A 24,593-nucleotide genomic window follows, 5' to 3' on the forward strand; every position below is an offset into this window, starting at 1 on the left:
TCCGTGTGGAACAGCTATTCGGCACAGCACGACAACCGGCTGATATCCCTACTGAATCCCTGGGCGCAGAGCCTCAGGCCCTCCCCCATCGAAGGATAGACATGCAACGCGTTTGCCAGATCCTCCACCGTGGCCCGGAAGCGGATGGCCAGGGCTGCCTCGTTGATGATGTCCGCTCCCCGGTGGCAGGCCAGATGCACCCCCAGGAGACGGCCCGTGGCCTTGTCCGCCACCATCTTGATGACCCCGGCTGTGTGGCCGGTGACGTGGGCCTTGGGGATGGCCGCCACCGGCATCACATTCACGACCACGTCGAAGCCGGCGGCTTTGGCACCCTCTTCGGTGTGCCCCACCATCCCCACCTCCGGGTCGGTGAAGATGGCCATGGGAGCGCTCAAAAAATCCATGGAGCAGCCGCAGCCGGGGTTCAGCATGTCGTCCACCGCCACGATCCCTTCCCGGGCGCCGACCGTGGCGATCATCATCCCGCCGGTGCAGTCGCCGGCGGCCCAGATACCCGGCGCCGTGGTCCGCATCCGTTCATCCACCGTCACGAACCCCCGCGGGTCGGTTTCAACCCCGGCCAGCTCCAGCCCGATCCCGTTGGTGGCCGGAGCCGTTCCCGTCGCCACGAGGAGCTTTTCGGCGGTGAAGCTCACCCGCTCCCCGTCCCGTTCCGCCTCCACGCGCACCCCGGCCCCGTCCTGGGCCGCCAAGCAGATCGTGGTGCGGCAGACGATCTTCATTCCCTCCGCCCGCAGAAAGTCACGCACCGCCAGGGCCGGCTCCGGCTCCACCGGCCCCAGGATGCGGGGACCGTGCTCCAGGATCGTTACCTTGGCGCCGAGGCGCTGGAACATCTGCCCCATTTCCACGGCGATGACCCCGCCGCCGATGATGACAAGGGACTGAGGAATGGTCTTGAGGAGGAGAGTCCCCCGGCTCGTGAGAAAGGGGGTCGATTCCAAACCAGGAATCCGCGGGACCCGGGGATCCCCCCCCACGGCCACCAGAAACCGCTCGCTCCTGATCTCCCGGTCCCCCACCTCCAGCCGGTCGGGCCCTAGGAAGCGGCCGGTCCCCTTCACCAGTTGAAGCCCCGGCACATCCTGGAGGATATCAAGGTATTTCGTCTGGCGGAGATGCCCCACCACCTGATCTTTGCGGGCCATGAGGCGCTCTAGAACCACCGTCCCGCCGCATTCCCCGAGCCCGAGCCTTGCCCCGAGCTTCCCCTCCTGATAGAATAACGCGGCATGGATCAGCGTCTTGCTTGGGACGCACCCCCAGTTGATGCAGGTGCCGCCCGGCACCCCCTTTTCCACCATGAGGACCCGCGTCCCGTAGGACTGGGCCCTGAGCGCCGCGGCAAAGGCGGTGGAGCCGGAGCCGAGGATGACGAGATCGTGTGTGTCGTCGGGCATTGTCGGATCTCCTTTGAGAGAAAGTGTACCCGACCGCAGCCGTTTGAGAAGCTTTGAACAACAATTGTCAGGGAGGACACCATGTCAGCACCAGTACTTACCAGCGAAGACGCCCGCCTCGGCGCCGATACCCTCAGAATGCTGGCGGTGGACGCCGTGGAGGCGGCCAACTCGGGCCATCCCGGGCTCCCCATGGGGGCTGCGGACTATGCCTTCCTCCTCTGGCATTCCCACCTTCGCTTTGCCCCCACCGACCCGGAATGGGCCGGACGGGACCGCTTCGTCCTCTCGGCGGGGCACGGCTCCATGCTCCTCTATAGCCTCCTCCACCTCTTCGGCTTTGACCTCCCCCTGGACGAGCTGAAACGGTTCCGCCAGTGGGGGAGCCGCACCCCGGGCCACCCGGAGTTCGGCCACACCCCCGGCGTCGAGGTGACCACCGGCCCCCTGGGGCAGGGGTTCGCCATGGGGGTCGGCATGGCCCTGGCGGCCCGGATGGCCTCTGCCCGCTTTGCCGACGAGCGCTTCGACCCGTGCGGCCACCAGGTCTACGCCATCGTGAGCGATGGGGACCTCATGGAGGGAATCAGCCAGGAGGCGGCCTCCCTGGCGGGACACCTGAAGCTCGGCAACATCGTTTATATCTACGACGACAACCGGATCACCATCGAGGGGTCCACGGATCTCGCCTTTTCGGATGATACGGCCGGACGCTTCACGGCCCTGGGGTGGCAGGTGCAGAAGGTGGACGGCCACGATATCGGCCAGGTGGGGGAGGCCCTCTGGCGGGCCAAGGTGGAGCGGGACCGCCCCTCCCTCATCATTGCCCGGACCCACATCGCCCAGGGCTCGCCGGGAAAGCACGACACGGCCGCCGCCCACGGCTCCCCCCTGGGCGCCGAAGAGGCGGCCGCCACCCGCAGGAATCTTGGGTGGCCCGATGAACTGTTCCACGTGCCGGAGCGGGTGCGTGAGATCTGCGACAAGCGTCGGGAGGAGCTTGTCGCGGCCTACGCCGCCTGGGAGGATGAGTTCCGCCGCTGGCGCCGCCGCAACCCCGACAAGGCCCGGCTCTGGGACGGCATGTGGCAGAAGGCGATCCCGAAAGACCTGGAAACCCGGCTCCTAGCCGCCGTTGAGGGGAGTACCGGCGCCACCCGCGCCCTGTCGGGAAAGGTGATCCAGGCCGCGGCCGCGGCAATGCCGGCCCTGGCCGGCGGCTCCGCCGACCTGGAACCCTCCACCAACACCTGGATCGCGGAATCACCGTCGGTGCTTGCGGGGAGCTACAGGGGGCGGAACCTCCACTTCGGCATCCGTGAGCACGCCATGGCCGCCGTCATGAACGGCATGGCCCGCTACGGCTGCTTCATCCCCTACGGCGCCACCTTCCTGGTCTTCTCCGACTACTGCCGGCCAAGCATCCGGCTCGCGGCCCTCATGAAGCAGCAGGCGATCTACGTCTTCACCCACGACTCGATCTTCCTGGGGGAGGACGGCCCCACCCACCAGCCGGTGGAGCAGCTCTCGTCGCTGCGGCTCATTCCCAATCTCCGGGTCATCCGCCCCGCCGACGGCCCCGAGACGGCCCTGGCCTGGAACGCGGCCCTGCGCCGCGCCGACGGCCCCACGGCCCTCATCCTCACCCGCCAGAAGGTGCCGGCCATCATGCGGGAGGAACCACTGGATGCGAAAACCTTCGCCAAGGGGGGGTACGCGGTCCGGCAAGACGGGGCAACGCCCGACGTGGTCATCATGGCAAGCGGTTCCGAGGTGGGGCTGGCCCTGGCCGCGGCAGATATCCTGGCCGGCGAAGGGGTGACGGCCCGGGTAGTGTCGGTCCCCTCTCTCGAAACCTTCCTGGCCCAGCCCGAGGCGTACCGGCGCCGGCTCCTGCCGGGCCGCGTCCCCCGGGTGGCGGTGGAGGCAGGGCACGGCGGCCTCTGGTGGCGACTCCTCGGCCCGGGGGGCCTCTTCATCGGCATGGAGGGCTTCGGTGCCTCGGCCCCGGAAAAGGTCCTTGCCGAGCAGTTCGGCTTCACCCCGCCCCAAGTGGCCCAGCGGGTAAGAGAGCTCGTGGGGCGCTAGAGGATTATGGGAACCCGATCGAAGCGAAGCGAGCGGTGCGGCCGCTGCCGCATGCATCTGGAGCGGTGCGTCTGCCCGGCCATCCCCCGGTATGACCTGACGACCCGCGTGGTCCTCGTCATGCACCACCGGGAATACCCGAAGCCCACGGCCACCGGTCCCCTGGCCCTGGCGGCCCTCCCCAACAGCGAGCTCCGCATCCACGGCGAGCGGGACTCCCTCCTGGACCTGGGCGACCTGGCAACTCCGGAGCGCCGGACCCTCCTTCTCTATCCCGGTGACGACGTGCCGGTCCTGACGAGGGAGCTTCTGGAGCGGGACCGCCGCCCCGTCACCCTCGTGGTACCGGACGGCACCTGGCGCCAGGCGTCCCGCATGGGGCGGCGGCTTCCCGGCCTCGACCACGCGGAGATGGTCCGGCTTCCCGAGGGCCTCCCCACCGAGTGGGGCATCCGCCGGGAAAACCACCCCCAGGGGCTCGCCACCTTCGAGGCCATTGCCCGGGCCCTCGGGATCATTGAATCACCGGCAGTCCAGACCGGCCTGGAGGAGCTCTTCCGCCTCATGGTGCGAAGAACCCTCAGCGCCGGCGGGCGCGCCATTTGAACCAGACAATTTTTGAAACATACAAGCAACAGAGCAACGGAGTAAAACCTGAGAAAGAATTTTTTTATGTTCTCAACAACGGCACCCGCATGATTGATGATTTTGCCTGGAGGTTTTGATTCCTCTGTTGCTCTGTTGCTCAGTGTTATTTTGCCTGTAGTTTCCAGGAGACCCGCCATGTCCGCCGCAGACGAACTCATTGCCTTCCTCGCCCCGAAGCTCGGCACCGAGATCCACGTGGGCCCCTGGCTCGTCATGGAGCAGGCGCGGATCGACGCCTTTGCGGCGGCAACGGCGGACGTGCAGTGGATTCACACCGACCCGGAGCGGGCCCGGAGCGAATCCCCCTACGGCACCACCATCGCCCACGGCTTCCTGACCTTGTCCCTTCTCCCCTTCCTCACCGAGGCCAACGCCCCGGGGCAGTTCGAGCGGAACTACCCCGGCATGCGGCTGCGGGTCAACTACGGCCTCAACCGGGTCCGGTTCCCGGCGCCGGTGAAGACCGGCTTACGCATCCGGGCCCGGACCAGGCTTACGGCCCTGGAGCCCCTGGGTTCCGCGGTGCAGATTACCTACGAAATCACCGTTGAAATCGAAGGGGAGCCGAAGCCCGCCTGCGTGGCCGAGCAGCTTTTCCGGCTCTACCCCTGAGGCGGGTTGCCGTCGGCCGGTTCCGTGGTATAGGTTTCGGAACGATCCGACTGCGAGGTCTGCCGATGCCAGTCCCTCCCGAATTTCCCCTCAGTGTCTTCTACGACGGCTCCTGCTCCGTCTGCGCCACGGAGATGGAGGCCTACATGCGCAAGGAGCACGGGGGGCGCCTCCTGTTCGTCGACATCAGCGCCCCTTCCTTCGACCCCACCCCCTACGGCATCACTCTCGACGCGTTTATGTACCAGATGCACGCCATCGACCGGACCGGCCGGGTCTACCTGTCCGTGGAGGCGTTCTGGGCGATCTGGCAGGCCTTTCCGGCCTCAACCCTCTATGGATTCCTCGGTGCCCTCGTGATGCTTCCGGGGGTGAACCTTCTGGCCCGGGCCGGTTACCGGGGTTTCGCCCGCATCAGGAAATACCTCCCCCGTCGCCGTGAAACGTGCGCAGGGGGGAGCTGCCGGATCGGGCAGCGGGAAGAGTGATCCTGCACACGAAGGGAGACAAAGCCATGGGTGAAGAGGCGTCACGGTGCCGGTGCGGCCAGGGGAAGCCCGGCGAGAAGTGTCCCCACTGCGGCAAGGACGAGGAGACGTGGTACTGGTGCGAGGTCTGCGAAGAGGCGGTCGCCTCCAGCCGCTGCCCCATCTGCGGTCTGAAGACCCGGAGGATGCGCGGGTGACCCTTGCCGCCCGCTTCCCTCTTTCAAGTCTGCCCCCCCTGTGGTAGTATCCTTCCCCTTTTCATCCGCCGAACAAAGGACCATCCATGAGCCTGAACAACGACGTACTCACGAAAATCACCACCTTCATCATCGAAGAGACCGGCCTGAAGCCGTTCCAGGTGGAAAACACCGTGGAGCTCCTAAAGGAGGGGGCCACGGTGCCGTTCATCGCCCGGTACCGGAAGGAGCGGACCGGGGAGCTGGACGAGGTGCAGATCCGCACCGTGGAGGAGCGCCTCGGCTACTTCACCGAGCTGGAGGAGCGGAAGGTCACGGTGCTGAAGTCCATCGAGGAGCAGGGGAAGCTGACCCCCGAGCTGAAGCTCCGCATCGTGGGCTCCCGGCAGAAGACGGAGGTGGAGGACCTCTACCTCCCCTACAAGCCCAAGCGCCGCACCAAGGCCACCATTGCCAAGGAGCGGGGGCTGGAGCCCCTGGCCGAGATCTTGGCGGCCCAGGAACTTATGGCCGGCACGCCGGAGGAGGTGGCGCTCCCCTTCGTGGACCCGGCCAGGGAGGTCCCCGACGCGGCTGCGGCCCTGGAGGGGGCAGGGCATATCCTGGCGGAGCGGCTGGCCGACGATGCCGACGCCCGGGCCTTTGTCCGCCGACTCACCTGGGACGACGGCATCTTCGCCTCCCGGGTGGCCAGCGACAAGAAGGAAGCGGTCACCAAGTTCGAGATGTACTACGACCACCGGGAGCCTCTGAAGAGCGTCCCCTCCCACCGGATGCTCGCCATGCGCCGGGGGGAGAAGGAGGAGGTGCTGCTTTTGGCCGTGGAGGCGCCGGTGGCGGAGATCCACACCGGCCTCAAGGGACGGCTCGCGACCCGGGAAAGCATTTTCCGGCCGCTCCTGGAGCGGGTGGCCGAGGATGCCTACAAGCGGCTCATGGCCCCCTCCATCGAGGTGGAGCTGCGACTTGAGGCCAAAAAGCTGGCCGACGAGGCGGCCATCCGGGTCTTTGCCCAGAACCTGCGGAATCTCCTCCTGGCCCCTCCGGCCGGGGGGAAGTGGGCCCTCGGCATCGACCCGGGGCTTCGGACCGGCTCCAAGCTGGCGGCGGTGGACGGCACCGGCCGCTTCCTGGAGCACGTGACCATCTACCCCCACACCGGCGAGGCGCGTGTCGCCGGGGCGAAGAAAGATTTCCTGCGCCTCGTTGAAGCCCACGATGTCGAGATGATTGCCGTGGGGAACGGCACCGCCGGCCGCGAGATTGAGCAGTTCGCCAAGGAGACCCTGGCCGAGGCGGGTAAGCGGGTGCCGGTGGTCATGGTGAGCGAGGCCGGGGCCAGTGTCTACTCGGCGTCGGAGATTGCCCGGGAGGAGTTCCCGGAGCTGGACCTCACGGTGAGGGGGGCCATCTCCATCGCCCGCCGCCTCCAGGATCCCCTGGCGGAGCTGGTGAAGATCGATCCCAAGAGCATCGGCGTCGGGCAGTACCAGCACGACGTGGACCAGAAGGCCCTGAAAAAAGCCCTGGACGATGTGGTGGAGTCGTGCGTCAACTTTGTCGGCGTTGATCTCAACACCGCTTCCTGGGCGCTTCTCTCCTACGTCTCGGGGGTGGGGCAGTCCCTGGCCAAGGCCATCGTGACCCGGCGGGACGCCGAGGGCCCCTTCGCCTCCCGGCGGGGGCTCCTGAAGGTCCCCCGCTTTGGCGAGAAGGCCTTTGAGCAGGCGGCGGGCTTCCTCCGCATCCGGGGGGGCGAGCATCCCCTCGACAACACCGCTGTCCACCCGGAGCGCTACCCGGTGGTGGAGGCCATGGCCGCCGATCTGGGCGCGTCCCTGGCACAGCTTGCCGCCGATCCGGCCCTGGTGGCGCGGATCGACCTCAAGCGCTACGTGACCGGGGACCTGGGACTCCCGACCCTGCGGGACATCGTGGCGGAGCTGAAAAAGCCGGGGCGCGACCCCCGGGAGGAGTTCAAGACCGCCGCCTTCCGGGACGACATCCGGGAGTTGTCAGACCTCAAGGAGGGGATGGTGCTCCAGGGGGTGGTGACCAACGTCACCGCCTTCGGCGCCTTTGTGGATATCGGCGTCCACCAGGACGGCCTCGTCCATGTGAGCCATCTCTCCACCCGGTTCGTCAAGGATCCCAACGAGGCGGTGCGGGTGGGGGAGGTGGTGAAGGTGAAGGTCCTGGCCGTGGACGTGCCCCGAAAGCGCATCTCCCTCTCCATCCGCGAGGCCATGGAAGGGGGAGCGCGCCCCAAGAGCGAGCGTCCGCCCCGAGAGGAGAAGGGCTCCGGCGGTCTCGACCTGGCGAAGCTGGAAAAGGCAGGCTTCCGGGTGAAGAAGCGGTGATTGCGGGTGATCTCCTTGACATTCCGGCTACTTGCGGTATTGTTTTTTAGGCGCGGTTAATGCTGCGCCGCACAAGAAACCCGGAATGCGGAAGGAGGAACAGCGATGAAGGAAATGGCAAGGATGGTTATCAAGGTGATCATCTGGATCTTTTCAGCGGTCTTGTTCGGCTTCCCCCTCATTGTCTTCTCGGTGATTGACTGGATTCTCGACAAGATTGCCGGGGAGAGCCACGACATGGACCTGCGGCTCGACTACTGGAAGCCCTTCGAGAGGCACGGGTAGCGTCCCGACGACAATTGCATAGCGGTACCACAAAAAAAGGCCTGCATTTTGTGCAGGCCTTTTCCGTTCCGGCGTACTGGTTGTCGGCTACAGGAGACTCTTGGCCGCGGCAAGAACCGCCGCGTAGTCGGGCTCGCTGGTCACTTCGGGCACATGCTGGAGGTACCGGATGGTGTCCGTGGCGTCGATGACGAAGAGGGAGCGGGAGAGGAGCATCAGCTCCTTGATGACCACCCCGTAGGCGAGGCCGAAGGAGCGGTCCCGGTAGTCGGAGAGGGTCTTTACCCGGTCGATGCCGGCGGCACCGCACCAGCGCTTCTGGGCAAAGGGGAGGTCCATGCTCACGGTGAGCAGCACGACATTGTCCGGCAGAGTTGCCGCTTCCTGGTTGAAGCGGCGGGTCTCCGTGTCGCAGACCGGTGTGTCGAGGGAGGGGACGGCGCTGATGATTTTGACCTTCCCGGCGAAGTCGGCCAGGGATACCGGGGCGAGGCCGGTGTCCACGGCGATGAAGGCCGGGGCCTTGTCACCCACCGCCAGGGCCGGGCCGAGGAGCGTCATGGGGTTTCCCTTGAAGGTGATGATGCCTGGGCGTTCCTGCATTGGTGTTCCTCCTTTTCGGGTTGATTGCCCCACAAGTCTACTCCATGGGGGCGAAAAGAAAAGGAGGAACCTCGTGCCGCGTCAGCTTCCTTCCAGCTGCAGCGTTGCCAGGAAACGGTGCTCCCCCCGGTCAAAGGGGACCACCACCGCCGCGCCGCTGGACACCACCTCCACCGAGTACTCCCTGCCGGAGATGACCGACGGCGTGGAAAGGCAGACGCTCATCCCCCTGGCGGAGAAGATCATCTTGACCTCGCCGGCCAGCATGTTGGTCAGCTCCCCCATGGCGTCGTGCACGTCGCCGTCGCCTTCGATCTCATCCATCTCCATGCCGAGCATGGATGCCGTAGCCTCCCGGGCAAGCTCCTCGGGAATGTGGATTCCCACCATCCCCGTGCAGTCGCCGCCGAGCCCCACCATCCCCGAGATGCTGCAGGTGAAGTGGGAAACTGGCTTGTCCAGGGGATATCTGTCCTCGATATCGCTAATGAAGATCATAGTGGCGAAGATGTTCTTGACCGCCCCGACTATGTGGGTGGCCAGATCCTCTTCGGCCAGGGTCGCGCCTCCTACGGTGAAGCTAAGCGGCATACGCAGGCTCCTTTTTGACAGGCAGAGATGGCGCGCGGAATATAGGGGACGCCCCATAGGGAAGCGTATCGGCCACCTTAGCGAAAACTTTAGCATTTTCTCGCAGACACCATCTTCGCTGGGAAGAGAGCCGTGACGGCCGTACAAAGTACTTGCCCTCCGAGCCCCAATGGGTGTATGAAGTCTCCCCTTTTACTTTCCAAGCAAGGAGACTATCCATGGGCATCCTTTCCGGCACCGTTGCCGTCTGTCAGTTCCGCGTCGCGGGGGACCTCCCCTCTGGCGATCTCTACCCCTTTATTGCAGAAAATCTTGCCAAGCAGGCCTTTCAGCCCATCGACCAGGGTGCCGCCGAGCAGTCCGTGGGGTGGGTCCACCTGGACGACCACCGCCAGATGAGCTTCGATACCACCGCCGCCTTCTGGCGCGACCACTACGTCACCTTCACCCTGCGCCGCGACCAGCGGAAGCTCCCCGCGGCGCTGGTGAAAGCCTACCTCCAGGTGGCCGAGCACGAGCATCTTTCCGCCAACCCCGGCCTCAACCGGGTGCCGAAGCAGAAGCGGGAGGAGCTGAAGGAGGCGGTGCGCCTCAGCCTCCTGGCCAAGACCCTGCCGGTCCCCTCCACGTGGGACGCGGTCTGGGACACCCGCACCGGCATCGTCAGCTTCACCTCCCTGTCGGCCCCCATCATCGAGCTCTTCGAGGCCCAGTTCAAGAAGACCTTCGAGGGGGCGCGCTTGGTGGCGATCCACCCCTACAGCCGGGCCGAGGCGGTCGTCGGCGAGGAGCTGCAGCCGGCCCTGGAGAAGTCCAACCTCGCCACCAGCGACGCCGCCATCGACCTTATCCGGAGCAACCAGTGGCTCGGGTGGGACTTCCTCCTTTGGCTCCTCCACCGGACCATGACCGAGGCGTCCGAGTACCGGGTGAGCCGGCCCGGACCGGCCCTGGCCGACGACCCCTTCGTGGCCTATCTCAACGACCGCCTCGTCCTCATGAGCGCCGGCGAGGCCGGCACCCAGAAGATCACCGTCGCCGGCCCCCAGGATCACTTCCGGGAGGCCCGCACCGCCCTTGCCCACGGCAAGCGGATCACCGAGTCGACTCTCTACCTGGAGCAGGAGGAGAACGCCTGGAAGCTGACCCTCAAGGGTGAGCTCTTCCACTTTGCCTCCTTCAAGGCCCCCAAGGTGGCCATCGAGAAGGGGGACCACGTGGACGAGGGGAGCGAGCGGGAGGCCGCCTTCTACGAGCGGATGTACGTCATCGAGCAGGGTCTGCAGCTCTTCGACAGCCTCTACGGGGAGTTTCTGAAGGCCCGGCTCGGGGCCGGCTGGGGGGAGGAGCTGGCGCGGATCGAGGGGTGGCTGGCGGGAGAGTAGCGAGGTGCTTTTGGTAATAACACATCATGGATGTCCCCCGAACTCCTGTCGAGTGTATGACGCACTGAAGCTGAGCAGGGAATAGAAGATGCCGAAGCCGGCAAGCCCGGTTCAGTACAAACGTGCTGCTGAAAAATGCGGCTGACACCATACCCAACAGAATCAAACGGAACACATAGACTTCTTTCTGGTACTGGGGCGGGAACCTGACTGTTCGACAGCGGGCGCCATGCCGGCCCCCAGGCGCTCCGGCTCGTGCGGGAGAGGTTTCACCGCTTCCACGACATCCGGTACAGGGTTCTTGCGTGGCTGGGGAAGCTGTGGGGGAGCAAGACCCGGTGAGGGGGTGTTCCCGTCAGCAGCAGGCTGACCAGCCGTCATGCGCACGTGCGCGTCGTTTGGTCATGTGTCCCGGTACTGGTTCAACAGGGAGAGAAATTCCTGCAATAACCTCGTCTGGTATCGACATTCCCTTGTCTGGACCGAAAGGGTTCTCCGTAAGTCAAGAGAGCACGCAACCTCCACGAGCCAGCCCTGTTCCAGCTCCCTTTCGACGGCAATTTTCGAGAGGCATCCTACCCCCAGGCCCGCTTCAGTGGCCTTCTTGATGGCTTCGGTATGCCCCAATTCCAGGGCGATTGAGAACTCTATCCCTTTTCGGGCCATTGCCGCCTCAAAAACCTCCCTCGTTCCGGACCCCTTTTCACGCATGATCCAGGGGGCGCCGTGCAACATCTCCACAGAAGCCTTTTTTCTGCCCCCCCACGGATGCCCTTTGCCAACCACGACGACCAATTCATCATTTTTCCAGGGGGATGTGTCGAGAACCCTGGAATGGGGAATCCCTTCGATCAGTCCCAGGTCGAGCTCCCCATTTTCCAGAGCATTCTCGATCTGCTGGGCATTCGCGATGGTCAGCAACACCTTTGCCTGGGGGTAGTTCCTCGAAAATTCGGCAACGATGTCGGGCAGAATATAGTTGCCGATGGTGGTGCTTGCCCCGATGGTCAGGACCCCCCGGGGTTCGCCGGCGGAGTCTTCGAGGAACTGCTCTATCGCCCGGATTCTTCTGATCACCTCCACGGCTTCCGGCAGGATCTTGCGTCCCCGATCATTCAGGAGCAGGCGCTTGCCGTGGCGCTCGAAGAGCGGGGCCCCCGCCAGCCGCTCCAGTTCGGCAATGGCCATGCTCACCGCCGACTGCGTTATGAAGAGCTGACTGCTTGCCTGGGTCACATGCTCGCATCGGGCAACCTTTTCAAATATTTCCAGTTGCCTCACGGTAATAGCCATTGCAGTCCCTTATAAAAAATATTGAACATATTGATAGATATTACTCATTTTTTATTATATGCGAGATGGCCTATGATGCAATCAAAACATGCATCGGGGAGGATGTCATGAACGCAACCAGGCTCCACAAGGTGTTATTCGTCATTCTACTGGCACTGTGCGCTACCCCATGGGTTGGTACTGCCCTGGCGTTGGTCATGGGGATATCCTTCAGTCTGCTGTTGGGGAACCAATGGCCCCGGAAAACCGCCCACTACAGCACAAAGCTGCTGCAGGTCTCGGTCGTCGGACTCGGCTTCGGGCTGGGGCTGGGCGAGGTGCTACAGACCGGGAAAAACTCCATTTGGTATAGCGCCATCGGCATCGCAGGGACCCTCCTGGTGGGCTCTGTCCTGGGCACGCTGTTCCGGACGGACCGCAACACCTCGGCCCTTATTTCGTTCGGCACGGCAATCTGCGGCGGCAGTGCCATCGCGGCCATGGCACCCGTCTTGAAGGCGAAGGATGACGAAACGGCGGTGGCCTTGGCAACGGTCTTCACCCTGAATTCCGTGGCGCTCCTGCTCTTTCCGTTGATCGGCCGCTGGCTGCAGCTTGACCAGACTATGTTCGGGGTCTGGTCCGGGCTTGCCATCCACGACACCAGCAGTGTTGTTGGTGCCACGTCCGCCTATGGTCCCTTGGCGTTGACCATCGGGACGACGGTCAAGCTGACGAGGGCCATCTGGATCGCACCGGCTGTCATGGCGGTATCGTTGATCAAAGGGGGGAAACAGAGGGCCAGGATTCTTCTGTTCATCGTGGGATTTATCGGTGCCGCAACCATCAGAACAGTACTGCCAATGTTCGGGCAGTACTGGGGAGTGCTGGCTGCTGTCGCCAAACAATGCCTCGTCATGACCTTGTTCATGGTTGGCGCGGGGCTCAGCAGGGAGGTGGTGGGGGCGGTCGGGATAAGGCCCCTCTTGCACGCGGTCACGCTCTGGGGGGTGGTCAGCACGCTTACGCTTGTTGCCCTGAAAGTGGTCGGGCTTGCGTGAGCCGGTCATCGGTCCCGAATGGGATCAGAGGCCTTCGTTGCACCACCGTTTCCGGTCCCGTTACGGAGGGATGGTTCAAGGCAGAACGGGTGATGCCACTGACGGGGCTGTCCGCAGTCATCCCAGCTTCGGAAACTCCGTCGGCAGAAGTGGCCGGGGGGTGAGGTGCTCGGGGAGGCGGATCAGCCGGGTTTCCGGCGCAAGGGCCAGTTCATCGTAGATGAGGTGGCCCTTCGTGTTGTAGCTCTTGGAGAGGTGCATGGGGAGGAGCCAGCCGGGGCGGAGCTCCCGGGCGAGGGCCGAGACGTCGGTCGTGCAGAGGTGGTGGGAGGTGCGGGCCTTGTCCCTGTCCGCGGCCAGGAATGAGCACTCGCAGGCGAGGAGTGTGACGCCTGTCAGGAGCCGCCGCGCCGTGGCCAGGTTCCCGGCGCTCGCCCCGATGTCGGTGAGGTAGCCGATGCCGGCCGGTTCCTGGTCCCGCCGGATCGCCTCGAAGAGCTCCCGGCCGTGGACGCTTCGCTCCTCCACGCCGCCGGCGGCTGTCCGGCAGGGGACCGTGATTGTTCTGCCATCCAGTTCCCCCCGGTAAAAGCGGCTCTTCAGCTCCCGCAGCCACTCCCCCGGCACAAGCTCTTCCGACGCGATCTTTCCCCCGTCGATCCAGAAGGAGGGGCGCTCGGTGATCCGGAAGGCGAGGGTGGGGATGGCGTTGTGGTCGCAGATGGCGGCGTCCACCGTGAGAAGCGGGTTGCGGTAGATCTCCGTCCCCGCGCGCGGCGTTTCCCCCTCCGGCAGACAGGGAAAACCCTGGGCGCCGGGGAAGGTGAAATTGATGATTCTGTCGGGATGGACCTCGTGGACCCGGAAGGTGCACCAGTAGGATTCGGTCAGGTTCCAGTCGTAGCCGGCCAGCTTGGCCGTCACCTTCCCGGCGATCCCTGCCGGGCCGAAAAGCTGCACCGTCCGGGGGGAGACGTGGATGTGGCGAACGAGGGTGTCGAACCCCATGAAGTGGTCCATGTGGGCGTGGGTGATAAAGATTGCGTCGAGGGATTTGAGGACCCGCTTGGCCAGGTGGTGGAGCTGGCCGCAGTCCACGAGGATGGCGCGCCCCAGGGGGCGGACGTTCACCAGGAGGACCGGGTCGTCCAGGAGCCCCGCGCAGAAGGTGGGTTCCAGATAGCGGAAGGGGAGGCGTTTCATGGTGGTGCCTCGCGGCCTTGAAAAGCGTTTAATAACACGGAGAGACGGAGAACACGGAGTAAATCGGCTGGCGGTCCTTCATGGACAACCTGATTGAATGTTGCTTTCCGGTTTTTGGGGCAAAATAAATCAGTCTCTTGGTTTTCTCTGTGCGCTCCGTCTCTCCGTGTTATTCAAAGATGGACATGAAAAAAGGCCCGCCAACCGGCAGGCCTTTCAAGTTTATCACGGAATCAGGCTAACCTCTCTTCAGCACCCGTGCCGCCTCCTTGGCGTGGTAGGTGAGGATGAGGTCGGCGCCGGCCCGCTTGAAGGAGAGCAGCGTCTCCATCATGACCCGCTCCTCGTCGATCCAGCCGGCCCGGCCGGCGGCCTTGATCATGCTGTACTCGCCGGAGACGTTGTAGACCGCCACGGGGAGGTCGAACTCTTCTCGCAGGTCTCGGACGATGTCGAGGTAGGGGAGCCCCGGCTTCACCATGATGATGTCGGCCCCTTCCTCCACGTCCATGCGGGCCTCGCGGACGGCCTCCCGGCGGTTCCCCGGGTCCATCTGGTAGGAGCGGCGGTCGCCGAATTGCGGCGTCGACTCGGCGGCCTCCCGGAACGGGCCGTAGTAGCCCGAGGCGTATTTCACGGCGTAGCTCATGATGGGGATGTGCTTGTAGCCGTGGTTGTCGAGGATTTCGCGGATGGCCATGACCCGGCCGTCCATCATGTCCGACGGCGCCACCATGTCGGCGCCTGCCTCTGCGTGGGAGAGGGCTTCCTTGGCCAGGAGCTCCAGGGTCTCGTCGTTGTCCACGTCGCCATCTTTAATGATGCCGCAGTGACCGTGGTCGGTGTACTCGCACATGCAGACGTCGGTGATGACCGCCAGCCCCGGCACCTGCTTCTTGATGGCCCGGATCGTTTCCTGGATGATGCCGTGCTCGTCGTAGGCGTCGCTCCCCACGGCGTCCTTGGTTTCGGGGATGCCGAAGAGGATCACTGCGGGAACCCCCAGTTCGTACACCTCCTGGGCCTCGGCGACGATGTGCTCGATGGACTGCTGGTAGATCCCCGGCATGGAGGAGATCTCTTTTCTGATCCCCGTGCCGAAGGCGGAAAACATCGGGTAGATCAGGTCGGTGGCGGAAAGGGTGGTCTCGCTGACCATCCGGCGGAAGACCTCTTTGCCCCTGATTCTGCGGGCGCGGAACGTGGGAAAAAACATGGTGTCATGTCTCCTTGTGGTTTGATAGGGATATCTGCTGGAACATCAACTAATTGATAGTACTCCAAGTGGGGGGCATGGCTCAAACATTTTTGGCGGTAAGCTTCAGAAGCGCGATTGCCGGAGCACGTTTTACCGTTGCGGACAGGCGGCATTCTGTGGCAAGAATAGCAGCGGCCGGCAGCGGATAATATTGGCGTCGGCACGTCAGCAGCAGGAGGTTTCCATGGCTAGGTCCACCATGGGCGCCACGGCCGATTCCCTGGCGCTCCTCATGATCCGGATACCCCTCGGGGCCATTTTCATCGCCCATGGTTCCCAGAAGCTTCTGGGGCTCTTCGGCGGTCACGGCCTCACCGCCACCTTTGCCACCTTCGAGCAGAAGCTCGGCATTCCGCCGATTCTGACACTCCTGGCAATCATCGCCGAGTTCGGCGGCGGCATCGGGGTTCTCTGCGGTTTCCTCACCCGGCTGTCGGGGTTCAGCATCGCCGCCACCATGGCGGTGGCCATCTACAAGGTCAGCTGGGTGAACGGGTTCTTCCTCAACGGCCCCCGGGGGGACGGCATCGAGTACAACCTGGCGCTCCTCGGCATGGCCCTGTCCCTGGTCCTGATCGGCGGGGGGGCGTGGTCGGTGGACCGCTATCTTTTCAGACGGTAGTGTGACGCCGCATCCGGACGCAAGCCACCCTAAAAGATCGAGTCTTTCAACTCTCGTATTATCTCCACTTGCCGCTGGAAGATGTATTGGGAAATCCCCTTTTCGGCCCGGGCATCGGGCCTGATCTCGCAGATGGCAAGGTGTTTCTCGTTTGCGGGAATGACTCTCAGGAGTTTGGCTGGGATTTCGAAGGGTCCGCCGGGGAGCCCGACCCGCACCGACCCTTCCAGGGCGTTTTCGGGTGGATTGGGGACAGAGACGGCGATGGCGATGCCGCCGATGGAGATGTCGTTGAGGGTGCCGGTCACCTTCACGCCGGATGCGCTGAACGTCGCCTCGATCGGGTCTTTCACCTCCACCCGCACGAACTGGCGCCGCTCGGCCCGCACCACCGCATAGGCGAACTTGGTCACCATGGCCACGCACTTGTCGATGTTCACGTAACTGACGGCGGCCAGAACATCCTTCGGGAAGTGGCTGCTCTTGAGGAAGGTCTGCTTTTCCAGGTGCATGACCACCGCCTGTTGCTGGTGGACCGCAAGCTCCACGGTGTCGCCGTCGATGGATTCCACCGTGGCGCCGAAGTTGACCGGGATCGACTGGTAGTAGTTGAGGAGCCGCAGATCGTTGGAGACGGTCCCCTTCCGGATGGCGGCGAGGGTTTCGAGTATCTGCCGGTTGTCCTCCCGGGCATCGGCGTCTGGCACAAGCTGGTAGTAATCGTCCATGGATCCGTCCTTGAGATGGGGTAGTGGCAAGGCGTTCTTTTGGTTGTCACGGCGCGGCGATTTCGTGTATAGTCAATTCTGGCGAAGATATCCTCTTCGCCTTTCGTTTGTCCAGAAATTTCAGCACTTTTCACCATGACGGAGAGCAGACTTTGACGAAGCACAACGAGCAGGAAATCGACCGCCGGCGAACCTTCGCCATCATCAGCCACCCGGACGCCGGCAAGACCACCATCACCGAGAAGCTGCTGCTGTTCGGCGGCGCCATCCAGCAGGCCGGCGAGGTTCGCGCCCGCAAGGCGGCCCGCCATGCCACCTCCGACTGGATGGAGATGGAGAAGCAGCGGGGGATCTCGGTCACCTCGTCGGTCATGAAGTTCACCTACCGGAACTACGAGGTGAACCTCCTGGACACCCCGGGCCACAACGATTTTTCCGAGGACACCTACCGGGTCCTCACCGCCGTGGACTCGGCCCTCATGGTCATCGACGCGGTCAAGGGGGTCGAGAGCCAGACCATCAAGCTCCTCGATGTCTGCCGCCTCCGCCACACCCCCATCATGACCTTCGTCAACAAGCTGGACCGTGAAGGGCGCGATCCCTTCGAGCTCATCGACGAGATTGAGAAGGTCCTGAAGATCCAGTGCGCGCCCATGACCTGGCCCATCGGCATGGGGAAGCGGTTCCGGGGGACCTACCACCTCTACACCAAGGAGCTCATCATCTTCGACGCCGAGGCGGAGCGGGGGACCGGGAGCATCGTGTCGCTCTCCGGCCTCGACGATCCCCGCCTCGACGAGATTCTCGGCTCCCAGGCCGCGGAGCTTCGCGGTGACATCGAGCTTCTGGAGGGGGCGGCCCACCCCTTCGAGGAGGAGGCGTATCTCGCCGGCCTCCAGACCCCGGTCTTCTTCGGGAGCGCCATCAACACCTTCGGGGTGCAGCAACTCCTCGACACCTTCGTGGAGAACGCCCCGGCGCCGCTTCCCCGGGAGGCAGTCACCCGTACCGTCTCTCCCTACGAGGAGCCCTTTGCCGCCTTCGCCTTCAAGATCCAGGCGAACATGGACCCGGCCCACCGGGACCGGATCGCCTTCTTCCGCATCTGCTCCGGCAAGTTCACCCGGGGGATGAAGGTGCGCCACGTGCGGCTCGGCCGCGAGGTGGCCATCAACAACGCCACCATCTTCATGGCCCAGGACCGGACCCACGTGGACGAGGCGTTCCCCGGCGACATCATCGGCATCCATAACCACGGCACCATCAAGATCGGCGACACCTTCACCATGGGTGAGGAGCTGAAGTTCACCGGCATCCCCAACTTCGCCCCGGAGCACTTCCGCAAGGTGCGGCTCCTGGACCCGCTCAAATCCAAGGCCCTGGAGAAGGGGCTCACGCAGTTGGCCGAGGAGGGGACCACCCAGGTCTTTCGGCCGCTGATGGGGGCCGACTGGATCGTCGGGGCCGTGGGTATCCTCCAGTTCGACGTGGTCATGCACCGGTTGGAGCACGAGTACAACGTGAAGGCCACCTACGAGCCCGCCGCCTACGCCACGGCCCGGTGGGTGACCGGCGAGAAGAAGAAGCTGGAGGAGTTCCAGAAGAAAGAGGTCATGAGCTGCTACATCGACGGTGAGGGGAACCTGGCCTACCTGGCCAGTTCCCAGTGGCGCCTCGACAACACCATGGACAACTGGAAGGATCTCCAGTTCCACGCCACGCGGGAGCATAGCTGAGCCGTTAAGAAAGGGGGGAGACACTGGGTTTCCCCCCTTTTGTCTTCATCACGCCAAACCCACTGGCCCCTTTCCCGGCAGCACGCATTTTCAACCCCTGCAATGGATGATATTTTTGTTAGAATGTACTGATACCCGGCTGGATGCTATGGACCCGAACGAACTCAAAATTCTCCTGAACGAATTCAAGAGCGGCGCCATCGGCGAGGACGAGGCCCTTGAGCGCCTGCGCCACCTCCCCTTCGAGGACATTGGAGATGCCATGGTGGACCATCACCGGAGCCTGCGCCAGGGGTTCCCGGAGGTGATCTTCGGCGCCGGCAAGAGCGCCGGCCAGATCGAGCGGATCATGGCCTCCCTGGCAGCCAGGGGGAACAACATCCTCGTGACCCGTCTCGACGAGGCCAAGGCTCTGGCGGTGAAGGAAGCCTTTCCCCCCGCGGTCTGGCACGCCGACGCCCGCTGCCTCACCCTGGAGCAGAAGCCGGCGGAACGGCGGGGGCGGGGGACGGTCCTCGTCGTCTCGGCCGGTACCTCCGACCTGCCGGTGGCGGCCGAGGCCCTGGTCACCCTCCGGATGCTGGGGAACGACACCGAGCACCTCTACGACGTGGGGGTGGCGGGAATCCACCGGCTCCTGGCCCGACGGGAGGCGCTCACGGCCGCCAGCGTCCTCATCGTGGTGGCCGGAATGGAGGGGGCCCTTCCCTCGGTGGTGGGGGGCCTCGTGGACCGGCCGGTCATCGCCGTTCCCACCTCGGTGGGGTACGGGGCAGCCTTCGGGGGGATCGCCGCCCTCCTCGGGATGCTCAACTCCTGCGCCGCCGGCGTCACGGTGGTGAACATCGATAACGGTTTCGGCGCCGCCGTGGCGGCCAGCAAGATCAACAGGGAATGAGGTTTTCTTGAAGATACTCTATTGCGACTGCTTTGCCGGCATTGCCGGCGACATGACTGTGGCGGCCCTCCTGGACCTGGGGGTCCCCTTCGAGGTGGTGGAGGGGGCGGTGAAACAGCTCCCCCTTCCCCATTCCAGCTACTCCCTGGCCGTGGAGCGGACGAGCCGCAAGGGGATCGCCGCCGCCCGGTTCGTGGTGCACGTGGAGGAGCACCAGCCCCACCGCCACTACGCCGACATCGCCGCCATGATCGAGGAGAGTACGCTTGCCGAAGGGGTGAAGGAGAAGGCCCAGCGGATCTTCTTCCGCCTCGCCGAGGCCGAGGCAAAGGTCCACGGCGTCGAGATCGGGCGGGTCCACTTCCACGAGGTGGGAGCCGTGGACTCCATCGTCGATATTGTCGGGACGGCCGCTGCCCTGGAGTGGCTCGGCATCGACGCCGTCCATGCCGCTCCTCTCCCCCTGGGAAGCGGCTTCGTGGAAACGGCCCACGGCCGGCTCCCGGTGCCGGCCCCGGCCACGGCGGAGCTTCTGCGGGGACTCCCGATCCACGGCGAGGCGGGGAGCGGGGAGCGGGTGACCCCAACCGGCGCCGCCATCCTGGCCGCCCTGGCCACCGGCTTCGGCCGGGCCCCGGCCATGACCGTCACCGGCGTCGGCTGCGGGGCGGGGACGAAGGATTTCGACGATATCCCCAACGTCATGCGGCTCTTTATGGGCGAGGCGGAAGGGGGGCTTTTGCGGGACGAGGTCTGCATCATCGAGACCCACATCGACGACATGAACCCGGAGATCCTCGGCCACGTCCTGGAACGGCTCATGGAGGCCGGCGCCCTCGACGCGGCCTTCTCGCCCCTGCAGATGAAGAAGAACCGCCCGGCGGTGAAGCTCACCGTCATCGCCCGCCCCGGGCAGCGCGACGAACTCGCCGCTCTCGTGCTGCGGGAGACCTCGGCCATCGGGGTCCGGTTCTACCCCGCTTCCCGGCTCAAACTCTCCCGCGAGAAGGAGGAGCGCCCCACTTCCCTCGGCCCGGTGACGGTGAAGGTGATCCGCGACGGCGGGCGGGTGGTGCGGGTAACCCCCGAATACGATGCGTGCCGCCGGATCGCCGCCGAGCGGGAAATGTCGCTTCTGGAGGTCTACCGGATCGTGGAGCGGGAGGCGGGGGAGCCATGAGGGGCTTCGTCGTCTGCGCGGCAAGCTGGTTCGGTACCGGGTTTTTCCCCGTGGCTTCGGGGACCGTGGGGACCCTGGGGGCCATCCCCCTCTACCTGGTCCTGGCGCGGCTTCCCCTCTGGCTCTACCTCCTGACTCTCGTCCCCTTCTTCTTCCTCGCTTCATGGGTCTCAGGGGCGGCGGAACGGGAGTTCGGCGAGAAGGACTCGGGAAAGATCGTCATTGACGAGGTGATCGGCTTCCTCATAACCATGGCCGGGGCGCCGGTCCACTGGCGGAGCATCGTGATCGGCTTTCTCCTCTTCCGGTTCTTCGACATCGTCAAGGTGCCGCCGGCCCGCTACTTCGACCGGCAGGTGAAAAACGGTTACGGCGTGGTCCTCGATGACGTGGTGGCCGGCATCTACGCCTGCGTGGTGCTCCACGTGATCCTGAGGTTTCTGTGAAAACGGCGCTTCTCTCCATCGGCGACGAACTCCTCCTTGGTGAGGTTGTGGATACCAACTCGGCTCGAATCGCAGCACGGCTGGCCGACGAGGGGATCGTCACGGCCCGGAAACTGACCGTGGGGGATGACGAGGGGGAAATCGCCGGGGCCCTGGAGGAGCTTGCCCGTGGTCACGACGTGGTCATCGCCACGGGAGGCCTCGGCCCCACCGATGACGACGTGACCGCCCGGGCCGCTGCCCGGGCCACGGGAAGGCGCCTCGTCCTGAACGAGGAGGCCATGGGGCACCTCAGGGAGTTTTTCGTCCGGCTGGGGCGGGAGATGCACCCGGCCAACGGCCGCCAGTGCCTTCTGCCGGCCAAGGCGGAACTCATCCCGAATCCCACCGGCACTGCCAGCGGTTTTTATCTCCCCCTCGACAGATGTCTCCTCATGTTCCTCCCCGGGGTCCCCTCCGAGATGGCCGTGATGCTGGATGAGACGGTTGTTCCCCTGGTTCTGGAGCGGCGCGGGGAGCACCGGCGCACCCGAACTTTGACCCTTACGGTCTTCGGCCTCTCCGAGGCGGAGATCGGCGCCCGCCTCTCGGACTTGGACCGCTCACGGCCGGGGCTTACGGTCGCCTACTGCGTGGAGTATCCGGTGGTTCAGGTGAAGCTCCGGGCCACAGGGGAGGACGAGGGGGCGCTGACGGCGCTTCTGGAGGACGGTGCGGCCCTGGTGCGGGAACGTCTCGGGGGGCACGTGGTCGCCGGGGACGGGGAAACCATCGACACAACAGTGGCCCGCCTCTTCCGGGAAACGGGGATGACCCTGGCCCTGGCCGAGTCGTGTACCGGCGGCCTCATCGCCGGACGGGTCACGGCGATTCCCGGCAGTTCCGCCTATTTTTTCCTCAGCGCGGTCACCTATGCCAACGACGCCAAGGCGCGTCTGCTTGGCGTTCCCCAGGGGCTTCTGGCCGAGACCGGGGCCGTGAGCGCCGAGGTGGCCAAGGCCATGGCCCGGGGGGCGCGGCAACTGGCCGGGAGCGATCTGGCCCTGGCCGTTACCGGCATCGCCGGGCCGGAGGGGGGGAGCCCGGACAAGCCAGTGGGGACGGTGTTCATCGCCTTGGCGGACCAGGCAGGTTGCTCTGCCAAGGGGTACCATTTCAGGGGAGACCGCGACAGGATCAGGACGATCACCGCGGTTACGGCCATGGATTGGCTGAGAAGGCGGCTTTTATCACATTAGTCCTTGGCGGGATGGATAGGTAGTCATGTCTTCACCAAACCATCGGATATGCCTCGTTGTCGGCTGGGGGGGCGCCGTTCTGCTCTTCCTGGGGCTTGTCGGCACGTTCGTCGCCTACCGCATCCATAACGCCTCTATCTTCGGCGTTCTCCCCCATGTTCTCGTCTTTCTCATGCTCTGTTTCATATTCATGGCCGTAAGCTATCGCCGCATGAAGAGCGAGGAAGCCCTGGCCCATGTCAAGGAACTGATGCAGGTCCAGCGGGAACTGGACAAGACCGCGCGCCGTTACCGCAGTCTCATGGAGGGGGCGGGTACGGCCATCTTCGTCTTCAATGCCGATACGGGGATGCTGGTGGAGGTGAATCGCCGCGGAACCGAACTCTTCGGCTACGACAAGGAGGAGATGATCCCGTTGCGGGGGAAGGACCTGGTCCTTGAGGAGGACCAGGAGAAATTCATCTCCCTCGTTCACCGAGTGGCCCGGCGGGGGAGGGGACGCTCCGACGGGATCACGTTTCGCCGCAAGGGTGGTGAGTGCTTCCTGGGTCAGGTCGATGCCCGTCTCATCGACCTGGGGGACGAGAAGGTGGTTCATGCCGTGGTTCGCGACATCACCTTCAAGCACCGGGCCGAACGGGAGGTCCGCCAGCGCAACCGGGAACTCTCCACCCTTGTCGGCATCATTACCCGGGCCAACCAGGAGACGGAGCTGGAGACGGTGCTCGACGTGACGCTTCGCGAGACCATCGAGGCCTTCGGCGCCAATGGCGGCGGGATACACCTTGGCAATCAGGACGGGAAGCTGAGGCCAACGGCATCAATCAACGTTCCCGAGCAACTCCGGTTCCTCCTTGCCCGGCGGGATGAGGCAGGCCCCCTGGAGCGGATCGCCGACTCCGGCACCAGCCTCAGTCTGGCGAACCTGGAAACGGAGTGCCGTTTCGGCTCGTCGCCGGCCGTCCAGGGGTGGAAGGGATTCGTCGGGGTTCCCCTTTCGGCCCGCAACCGCGTCACCGGCGTCATGTACCTCCTGTGCAGGAAGGAACGTCGCTTCGGGGATGACGAGGTGGCCCTCTTGCTTTCCATCGCCGGCCAGGTGGGGATCGTGATCGACAACGCCCGCCTCTTCGATGAACTCAAGTGGAAGAGCGATGAGCTCATGGGCTCCCTCCGCCTCCTGGAACGGAGCAGCCACGAACTCTCCTTCTCCCAGCACCGGCTCCGCACCAACCTGATGCTCGTGGAACGGGCCAACCAGGAACTGGAGCGGATCGACCGGATGAAGTCCAACTTCCTCGGCATGATTTCCCACGAGTTCCGCACCCCCCTGACGAGCATCATCAGCGGCACCGAGTTTCTCCTCTCGTCCCCCTCCTTTCAGATTGGAAGCGATGCGCGCCGGGTCCTTGACATGATCAATCAGGGGGGAGAACGCCTTTCCGAAATCGTCAGCGATATCCTCAAGGTGGCGAAGCTGGAGGCCAACAGCACTCCGGTCACCCGCTCGACCCTCCACATTTCCCAGGTTTTCGAAGAGGTCCTTGAGGCGCTGGAACCCCTGCGGGCCGAACGGGACCTCACGATTTCCTTCGCCGACCTGGAGAGGCTTCCCCACTGCAACGGCGACCGGGAGTGCTTCAAGGATATCTTCACCGAACTGCTGGAAAATTCCATCAAATTCACCCCCGACGGCGGTACCATCATGGTTGACGCCCGGATTGTGGACAGGGATCGGCTCTCGCCGAGGGGAGACATCCTCAACCGCTTCAATTCCCGGTTCCTTGCCCAGTCGGGTGGGGGGTGCTACCTGGAGGTGGAGGTCCGGGACAGCGGCATCGGCGTGAGTCATGATGAGCAGGTGAAGATCTTCGACAAGTTCTACGAGGTGGGTGATATCCGTCATCACTCCAGCGGCAAGAACAAGTTCCAGGGGAAGGGGACCGGGTTGGGGCTCGCCATCGTCAAGGGGATGGTGGAAGCCCATGGGGGCATGGTCTGGGTCGAGAGTCCGGGAGAAAGTTCCGATGGCCGTCTCGGCAGCGCCTTCTTCGTGCTTCTCCCCCTGGAGGAGAGTGCCTGCCAGCCCCAACTCCCCCTCTCCGGAGCCGGCATGTCCCGTTCCCATGACGACCTTCCCGATGAGGGGGGCGGATAGCCGCCGCGGCGGTGGCGCAGGTCCCGAAGATACCCGTTGAAAAAGACGAAACACCTGTGCTATCTCTGTTCAACTATACCGGTCAGTGGCGATTTTTCGCCCTGCCGACGAC

The 24,593-nt window shown here is 64.5% G+C and carries 23 protein-coding genes; 16 read left to right on the forward strand and 7 right to left on the reverse strand.

The genetic code is table 11. The features are described from left to right. Positions 1-14: 14 nt before the first annotated feature. Positions 15-1,424, reverse strand: a complete 1,410-nt coding sequence (merA, locus tag GMET_RS00885) for a mercury(II) reductase (protein WP_004512764.1) — start codon at positions 1,422-1,424, stop codon at positions 15-17. An 81-nt stretch (positions 1,425-1,505) separates the two neighbouring features. On the opposite strand from merA, the gene tkt reads away from it, so the two are divergent. The 7 genes from tkt (at position 1,506) to GMET_RS00915 (ending at position 8,102) form a co-directional block, all read left to right on the forward strand. Further along, positions 1,506-3,512, forward strand: coding sequence for a transketolase (tkt, locus tag GMET_RS00890; protein ID WP_004512765.1), 2,007 nt, complete (start codon positions 1,506-1,508; stop codon positions 3,510-3,512). A gap of 6 nt (positions 3,513-3,518) precedes the next feature. After that, entirely contained in the window at positions 3,519-4,118 is a 600-nt protein-coding gene (locus GMET_RS00895; protein WP_004512766.1) for a tRNA-uridine aminocarboxypropyltransferase, read from the forward strand. Positions 4,119-4,295: 177 nt separating this feature from the next. Then, positions 4,296-4,772, forward strand: a complete 477-nt coding sequence (locus tag GMET_RS00900; protein WP_004512767.1) for a MaoC family dehydratase — start codon at positions 4,296-4,298, stop codon at positions 4,770-4,772. A gap of 65 nt (positions 4,773-4,837) precedes the next feature. Continuing rightward, a complete protein-coding gene (locus GMET_RS00905; RefSeq protein WP_004512768.1) occupies positions 4,838-5,260 on the forward strand; it encodes a thiol-disulfide oxidoreductase DCC family protein in 423 nt (140 codons plus the stop codon). Positions 5,261-5,286: 26 nt separating this feature from the next. Beyond that, the gene (locus tag GMET_RS18700) at positions 5,287-5,457 is read left to right on the forward strand and encodes a hypothetical protein (RefSeq protein ID WP_004512769.1); all 171 of its coding nucleotides are present in this window, start codon (positions 5,287-5,289) and stop codon (positions 5,455-5,457) included. A gap of 86 nt (positions 5,458-5,543) precedes the next feature. Further along, positions 5,544-7,817, forward strand: coding sequence for a Tex family protein (locus GMET_RS00910; protein WP_004512770.1), 2,274 nt, complete (start codon positions 5,544-5,546; stop codon positions 7,815-7,817). A gap of 105 nt (positions 7,818-7,922) precedes the next feature. After that, on the forward strand, positions 7,923-8,102 hold the full coding sequence (locus GMET_RS00915; RefSeq protein ID WP_004512771.1) for a hypothetical protein: 180 nt from the start codon (positions 7,923-7,925) through the stop codon (positions 8,100-8,102). An 87-nt stretch (positions 8,103-8,189) separates the two neighbouring features. On the opposite strand, the gene tpx is transcribed toward GMET_RS00915, so the two are convergent. Both tpx and GMET_RS00925 read right to left on the reverse strand, forming a co-directional pair. Beyond that, complete coding sequence (gene tpx, locus GMET_RS00920; RefSeq protein WP_004512772.1) at positions 8,190-8,705, reverse strand: thiol peroxidase; 516 nt, start codon at positions 8,703-8,705, stop codon at positions 8,190-8,192. Positions 8,706-8,786: 81 nt separating this feature from the next. Beyond that, entirely contained in the window at positions 8,787-9,296 is a 510-nt protein-coding gene (locus tag GMET_RS00925) for a chemotaxis protein CheX (RefSeq protein ID WP_004512773.1), read from the reverse strand. A 218-nt stretch (positions 9,297-9,514) separates the two neighbouring features. On the opposite strand from GMET_RS00925, the gene rdgC reads away from it, so the two are divergent. After that, complete coding sequence (gene rdgC, locus GMET_RS00930) at positions 9,515-10,681, forward strand: recombination-associated protein RdgC (protein WP_004512774.1); 1,167 nt, start codon at positions 9,515-9,517, stop codon at positions 10,679-10,681. Positions 10,682-11,083: 402 nt separating this feature from the next. Here rdgC and GMET_RS00935 read toward each other — a convergent pair whose 3' ends face one another. Continuing rightward, on the reverse strand, positions 11,084-11,974 hold the full coding sequence (locus GMET_RS00935) for a LysR family transcriptional regulator (protein WP_004512775.1): 891 nt from the start codon (positions 11,972-11,974) through the stop codon (positions 11,084-11,086). A gap of 107 nt (positions 11,975-12,081) precedes the next feature. Here GMET_RS00935 and GMET_RS00940 point away from each other — a divergent pair, with 107 nt between their 5' ends. Beyond that, positions 12,082-13,014 carry a YeiH family protein gene (locus GMET_RS00940; protein WP_004512776.1) on the forward strand — a complete coding sequence of 311 codons (933 nt, stop codon included), beginning with the start codon at positions 12,082-12,084 and terminating at the stop codon, positions 13,012-13,014. Between the two features lie 117 nt (positions 13,015-13,131). Here GMET_RS00940 and GMET_RS00945 read toward each other — a convergent pair whose 3' ends face one another. After that, positions 13,132-14,217: a ribonuclease Z gene (locus GMET_RS00945; RefSeq protein ID WP_004512777.1), complete on the reverse strand. Its 1,086-nt coding sequence runs from the start codon at positions 14,215-14,217 to the stop codon at positions 13,132-13,134. A gap of 238 nt (positions 14,218-14,455) precedes the next feature. Continuing rightward, a complete protein-coding gene (gene hemB / locus GMET_RS00950; RefSeq protein WP_004512778.1) occupies positions 14,456-15,433 on the reverse strand; it encodes a porphobilinogen synthase in 978 nt (325 codons plus the stop codon). 226 nt (positions 15,434-15,659) lie between these two features. On the opposite strand from hemB, the gene GMET_RS00955 reads away from it, so the two are divergent. Continuing rightward, the gene (locus GMET_RS00955) at positions 15,660-16,097 is read left to right on the forward strand and encodes a DoxX family protein (RefSeq protein WP_004512779.1); all 438 of its coding nucleotides are present in this window, start codon (positions 15,660-15,662) and stop codon (positions 16,095-16,097) included. Between the two features lie 29 nt (positions 16,098-16,126). Here GMET_RS00955 and GMET_RS00960 read toward each other — a convergent pair whose 3' ends face one another. Further along, positions 16,127-16,825, reverse strand: coding sequence for a PilZ domain-containing protein (locus GMET_RS00960; RefSeq protein ID WP_004512780.1), 699 nt, complete (start codon positions 16,823-16,825; stop codon positions 16,127-16,129). 152 nt (positions 16,826-16,977) lie between these two features. On the opposite strand from GMET_RS00960, the gene GMET_RS00965 reads away from it, so the two are divergent. From GMET_RS00965 to GMET_RS00990, 6 genes are all read left to right on the forward strand, one after another. Beyond that, positions 16,978-18,561: a peptide chain release factor 3 gene (locus GMET_RS00965; RefSeq protein ID WP_011365632.1), complete on the forward strand. Its 1,584-nt coding sequence runs from the start codon at positions 16,978-16,980 to the stop codon at positions 18,559-18,561. Between the two features lie 148 nt (positions 18,562-18,709). Further along, entirely contained in the window at positions 18,710-19,459 is a 750-nt protein-coding gene (gene larB / locus GMET_RS00970) for a nickel pincer cofactor biosynthesis protein LarB (RefSeq protein ID WP_004512782.1), read from the forward strand. Positions 19,460-19,466: 7 nt separating this feature from the next. Next, complete coding sequence (gene larC, locus GMET_RS00975; protein WP_004512783.1) at positions 19,467-20,639, forward strand: nickel pincer cofactor biosynthesis protein LarC; 1,173 nt, start codon at positions 19,467-19,469, stop codon at positions 20,637-20,639. Then, complete coding sequence (locus tag GMET_RS00980; RefSeq protein WP_004512784.1) at positions 20,636-21,085, forward strand: phosphatidylglycerophosphatase A family protein; 450 nt, start codon at positions 20,636-20,638, stop codon at positions 21,083-21,085. Before larC ends, GMET_RS00980 begins: the two co-directional genes overlap by 4 nt. After that, entirely contained in the window at positions 21,082-22,323 is a 1,242-nt protein-coding gene (locus GMET_RS00985) for a competence/damage-inducible protein A (protein WP_004512785.1), read from the forward strand. The genes GMET_RS00980 and GMET_RS00985 overlap by 4 nt, the downstream gene beginning before the upstream one ends. Positions 22,324-22,348: 25 nt before the next feature. Further along, on the forward strand, positions 22,349-24,481 hold the full coding sequence (locus GMET_RS00990; protein ID WP_011365633.1) for a sensor histidine kinase: 2,133 nt from the start codon (positions 22,349-22,351) through the stop codon (positions 24,479-24,481). Positions 24,482-24,593 lie beyond the last annotated feature (112 nt).

Source organism: Geobacter metallireducens GS-15, assembly GCF_000012925.1.
Lineage (GTDB): Bacteria > Desulfobacterota > Desulfuromonadia > Geobacterales > Geobacteraceae > Geobacter > Geobacter metallireducens.

Coding starts and splice junctions, on each gene's coding strand:
- GMET_RS00925 (WP_004512773.1), bottom strand. CDS start 9,296: ATGCCGCTTAGCTTCACCGTAGGAGGCGCGACCCTGGCCGAAGAGGAT.
- tpx (WP_004512772.1), bottom strand. CDS start 8,705: ATGCAGGAACGCCCAGGCATCATCACCTTCAAGGGAAACCCCATGACG.
- GMET_RS18700 (WP_004512769.1), top strand. CDS start 5,287: ATGGGTGAAGAGGCGTCACGGTGCCGGTGCGGCCAGGGGAAGCCCGGC.
- GMET_RS00905 (WP_004512768.1), top strand. CDS start 4,838: ATGCCAGTCCCTCCCGAATTTCCCCTCAGTGTCTTCTACGACGGCTCC.
- rdgC (WP_004512774.1), top strand. CDS start 9,515: ATGGGCATCCTTTCCGGCACCGTTGCCGTCTGTCAGTTCCGCGTCGCG.
- larB (WP_004512782.1), top strand. CDS start 18,710: ATGGACCCGAACGAACTCAAAATTCTCCTGAACGAATTCAAGAGCGGC.
- hemB (WP_004512778.1), bottom strand. CDS start 15,433: ATGTTTTTTCCCACGTTCCGCGCCCGCAGAATCAGGGGCAAAGAGGTC.
- GMET_RS00955 (WP_004512779.1), top strand. CDS start 15,660: ATGGCTAGGTCCACCATGGGCGCCACGGCCGATTCCCTGGCGCTCCTC.
- GMET_RS00960 (WP_004512780.1), bottom strand. CDS start 16,825: ATGGACGATTACTACCAGCTTGTGCCAGACGCCGATGCCCGGGAGGAC.
- GMET_RS00910 (WP_004512770.1), top strand. CDS start 5,544: ATGAGCCTGAACAACGACGTACTCACGAAAATCACCACCTTCATCATC.
- GMET_RS00945 (WP_004512777.1), bottom strand. CDS start 14,217: ATGAAACGCCTCCCCTTCCGCTATCTGGAACCCACCTTCTGCGCGGGG.
- tkt (WP_004512765.1), top strand. CDS start 1,506: ATGTCAGCACCAGTACTTACCAGCGAAGACGCCCGCCTCGGCGCCGAT.
- GMET_RS00980 (WP_004512784.1), top strand. CDS start 20,636: ATGAGGGGCTTCGTCGTCTGCGCGGCAAGCTGGTTCGGTACCGGGTTT.
- merA (WP_004512764.1), bottom strand. CDS start 1,424: ATGCCCGACGACACACACGATCTCGTCATCCTCGGCTCCGGCTCCACC.
- GMET_RS00900 (WP_004512767.1), top strand. CDS start 4,296: ATGTCCGCCGCAGACGAACTCATTGCCTTCCTCGCCCCGAAGCTCGGC.
- GMET_RS00935 (WP_004512775.1), bottom strand. CDS start 11,974: ATGGCTATTACCGTGAGGCAACTGGAAATATTTGAAAAGGTTGCCCGA.
- GMET_RS00940 (WP_004512776.1), top strand. CDS start 12,082: ATGAACGCAACCAGGCTCCACAAGGTGTTATTCGTCATTCTACTGGCA.
- GMET_RS00990 (WP_011365633.1), top strand. CDS start 22,349: ATGTCTTCACCAAACCATCGGATATGCCTCGTTGTCGGCTGGGGGGGC.
- GMET_RS00915 (WP_004512771.1), top strand. CDS start 7,923: ATGAAGGAAATGGCAAGGATGGTTATCAAGGTGATCATCTGGATCTTT.
- GMET_RS00895 (WP_004512766.1), top strand. CDS start 3,519: ATGGGAACCCGATCGAAGCGAAGCGAGCGGTGCGGCCGCTGCCGCATG.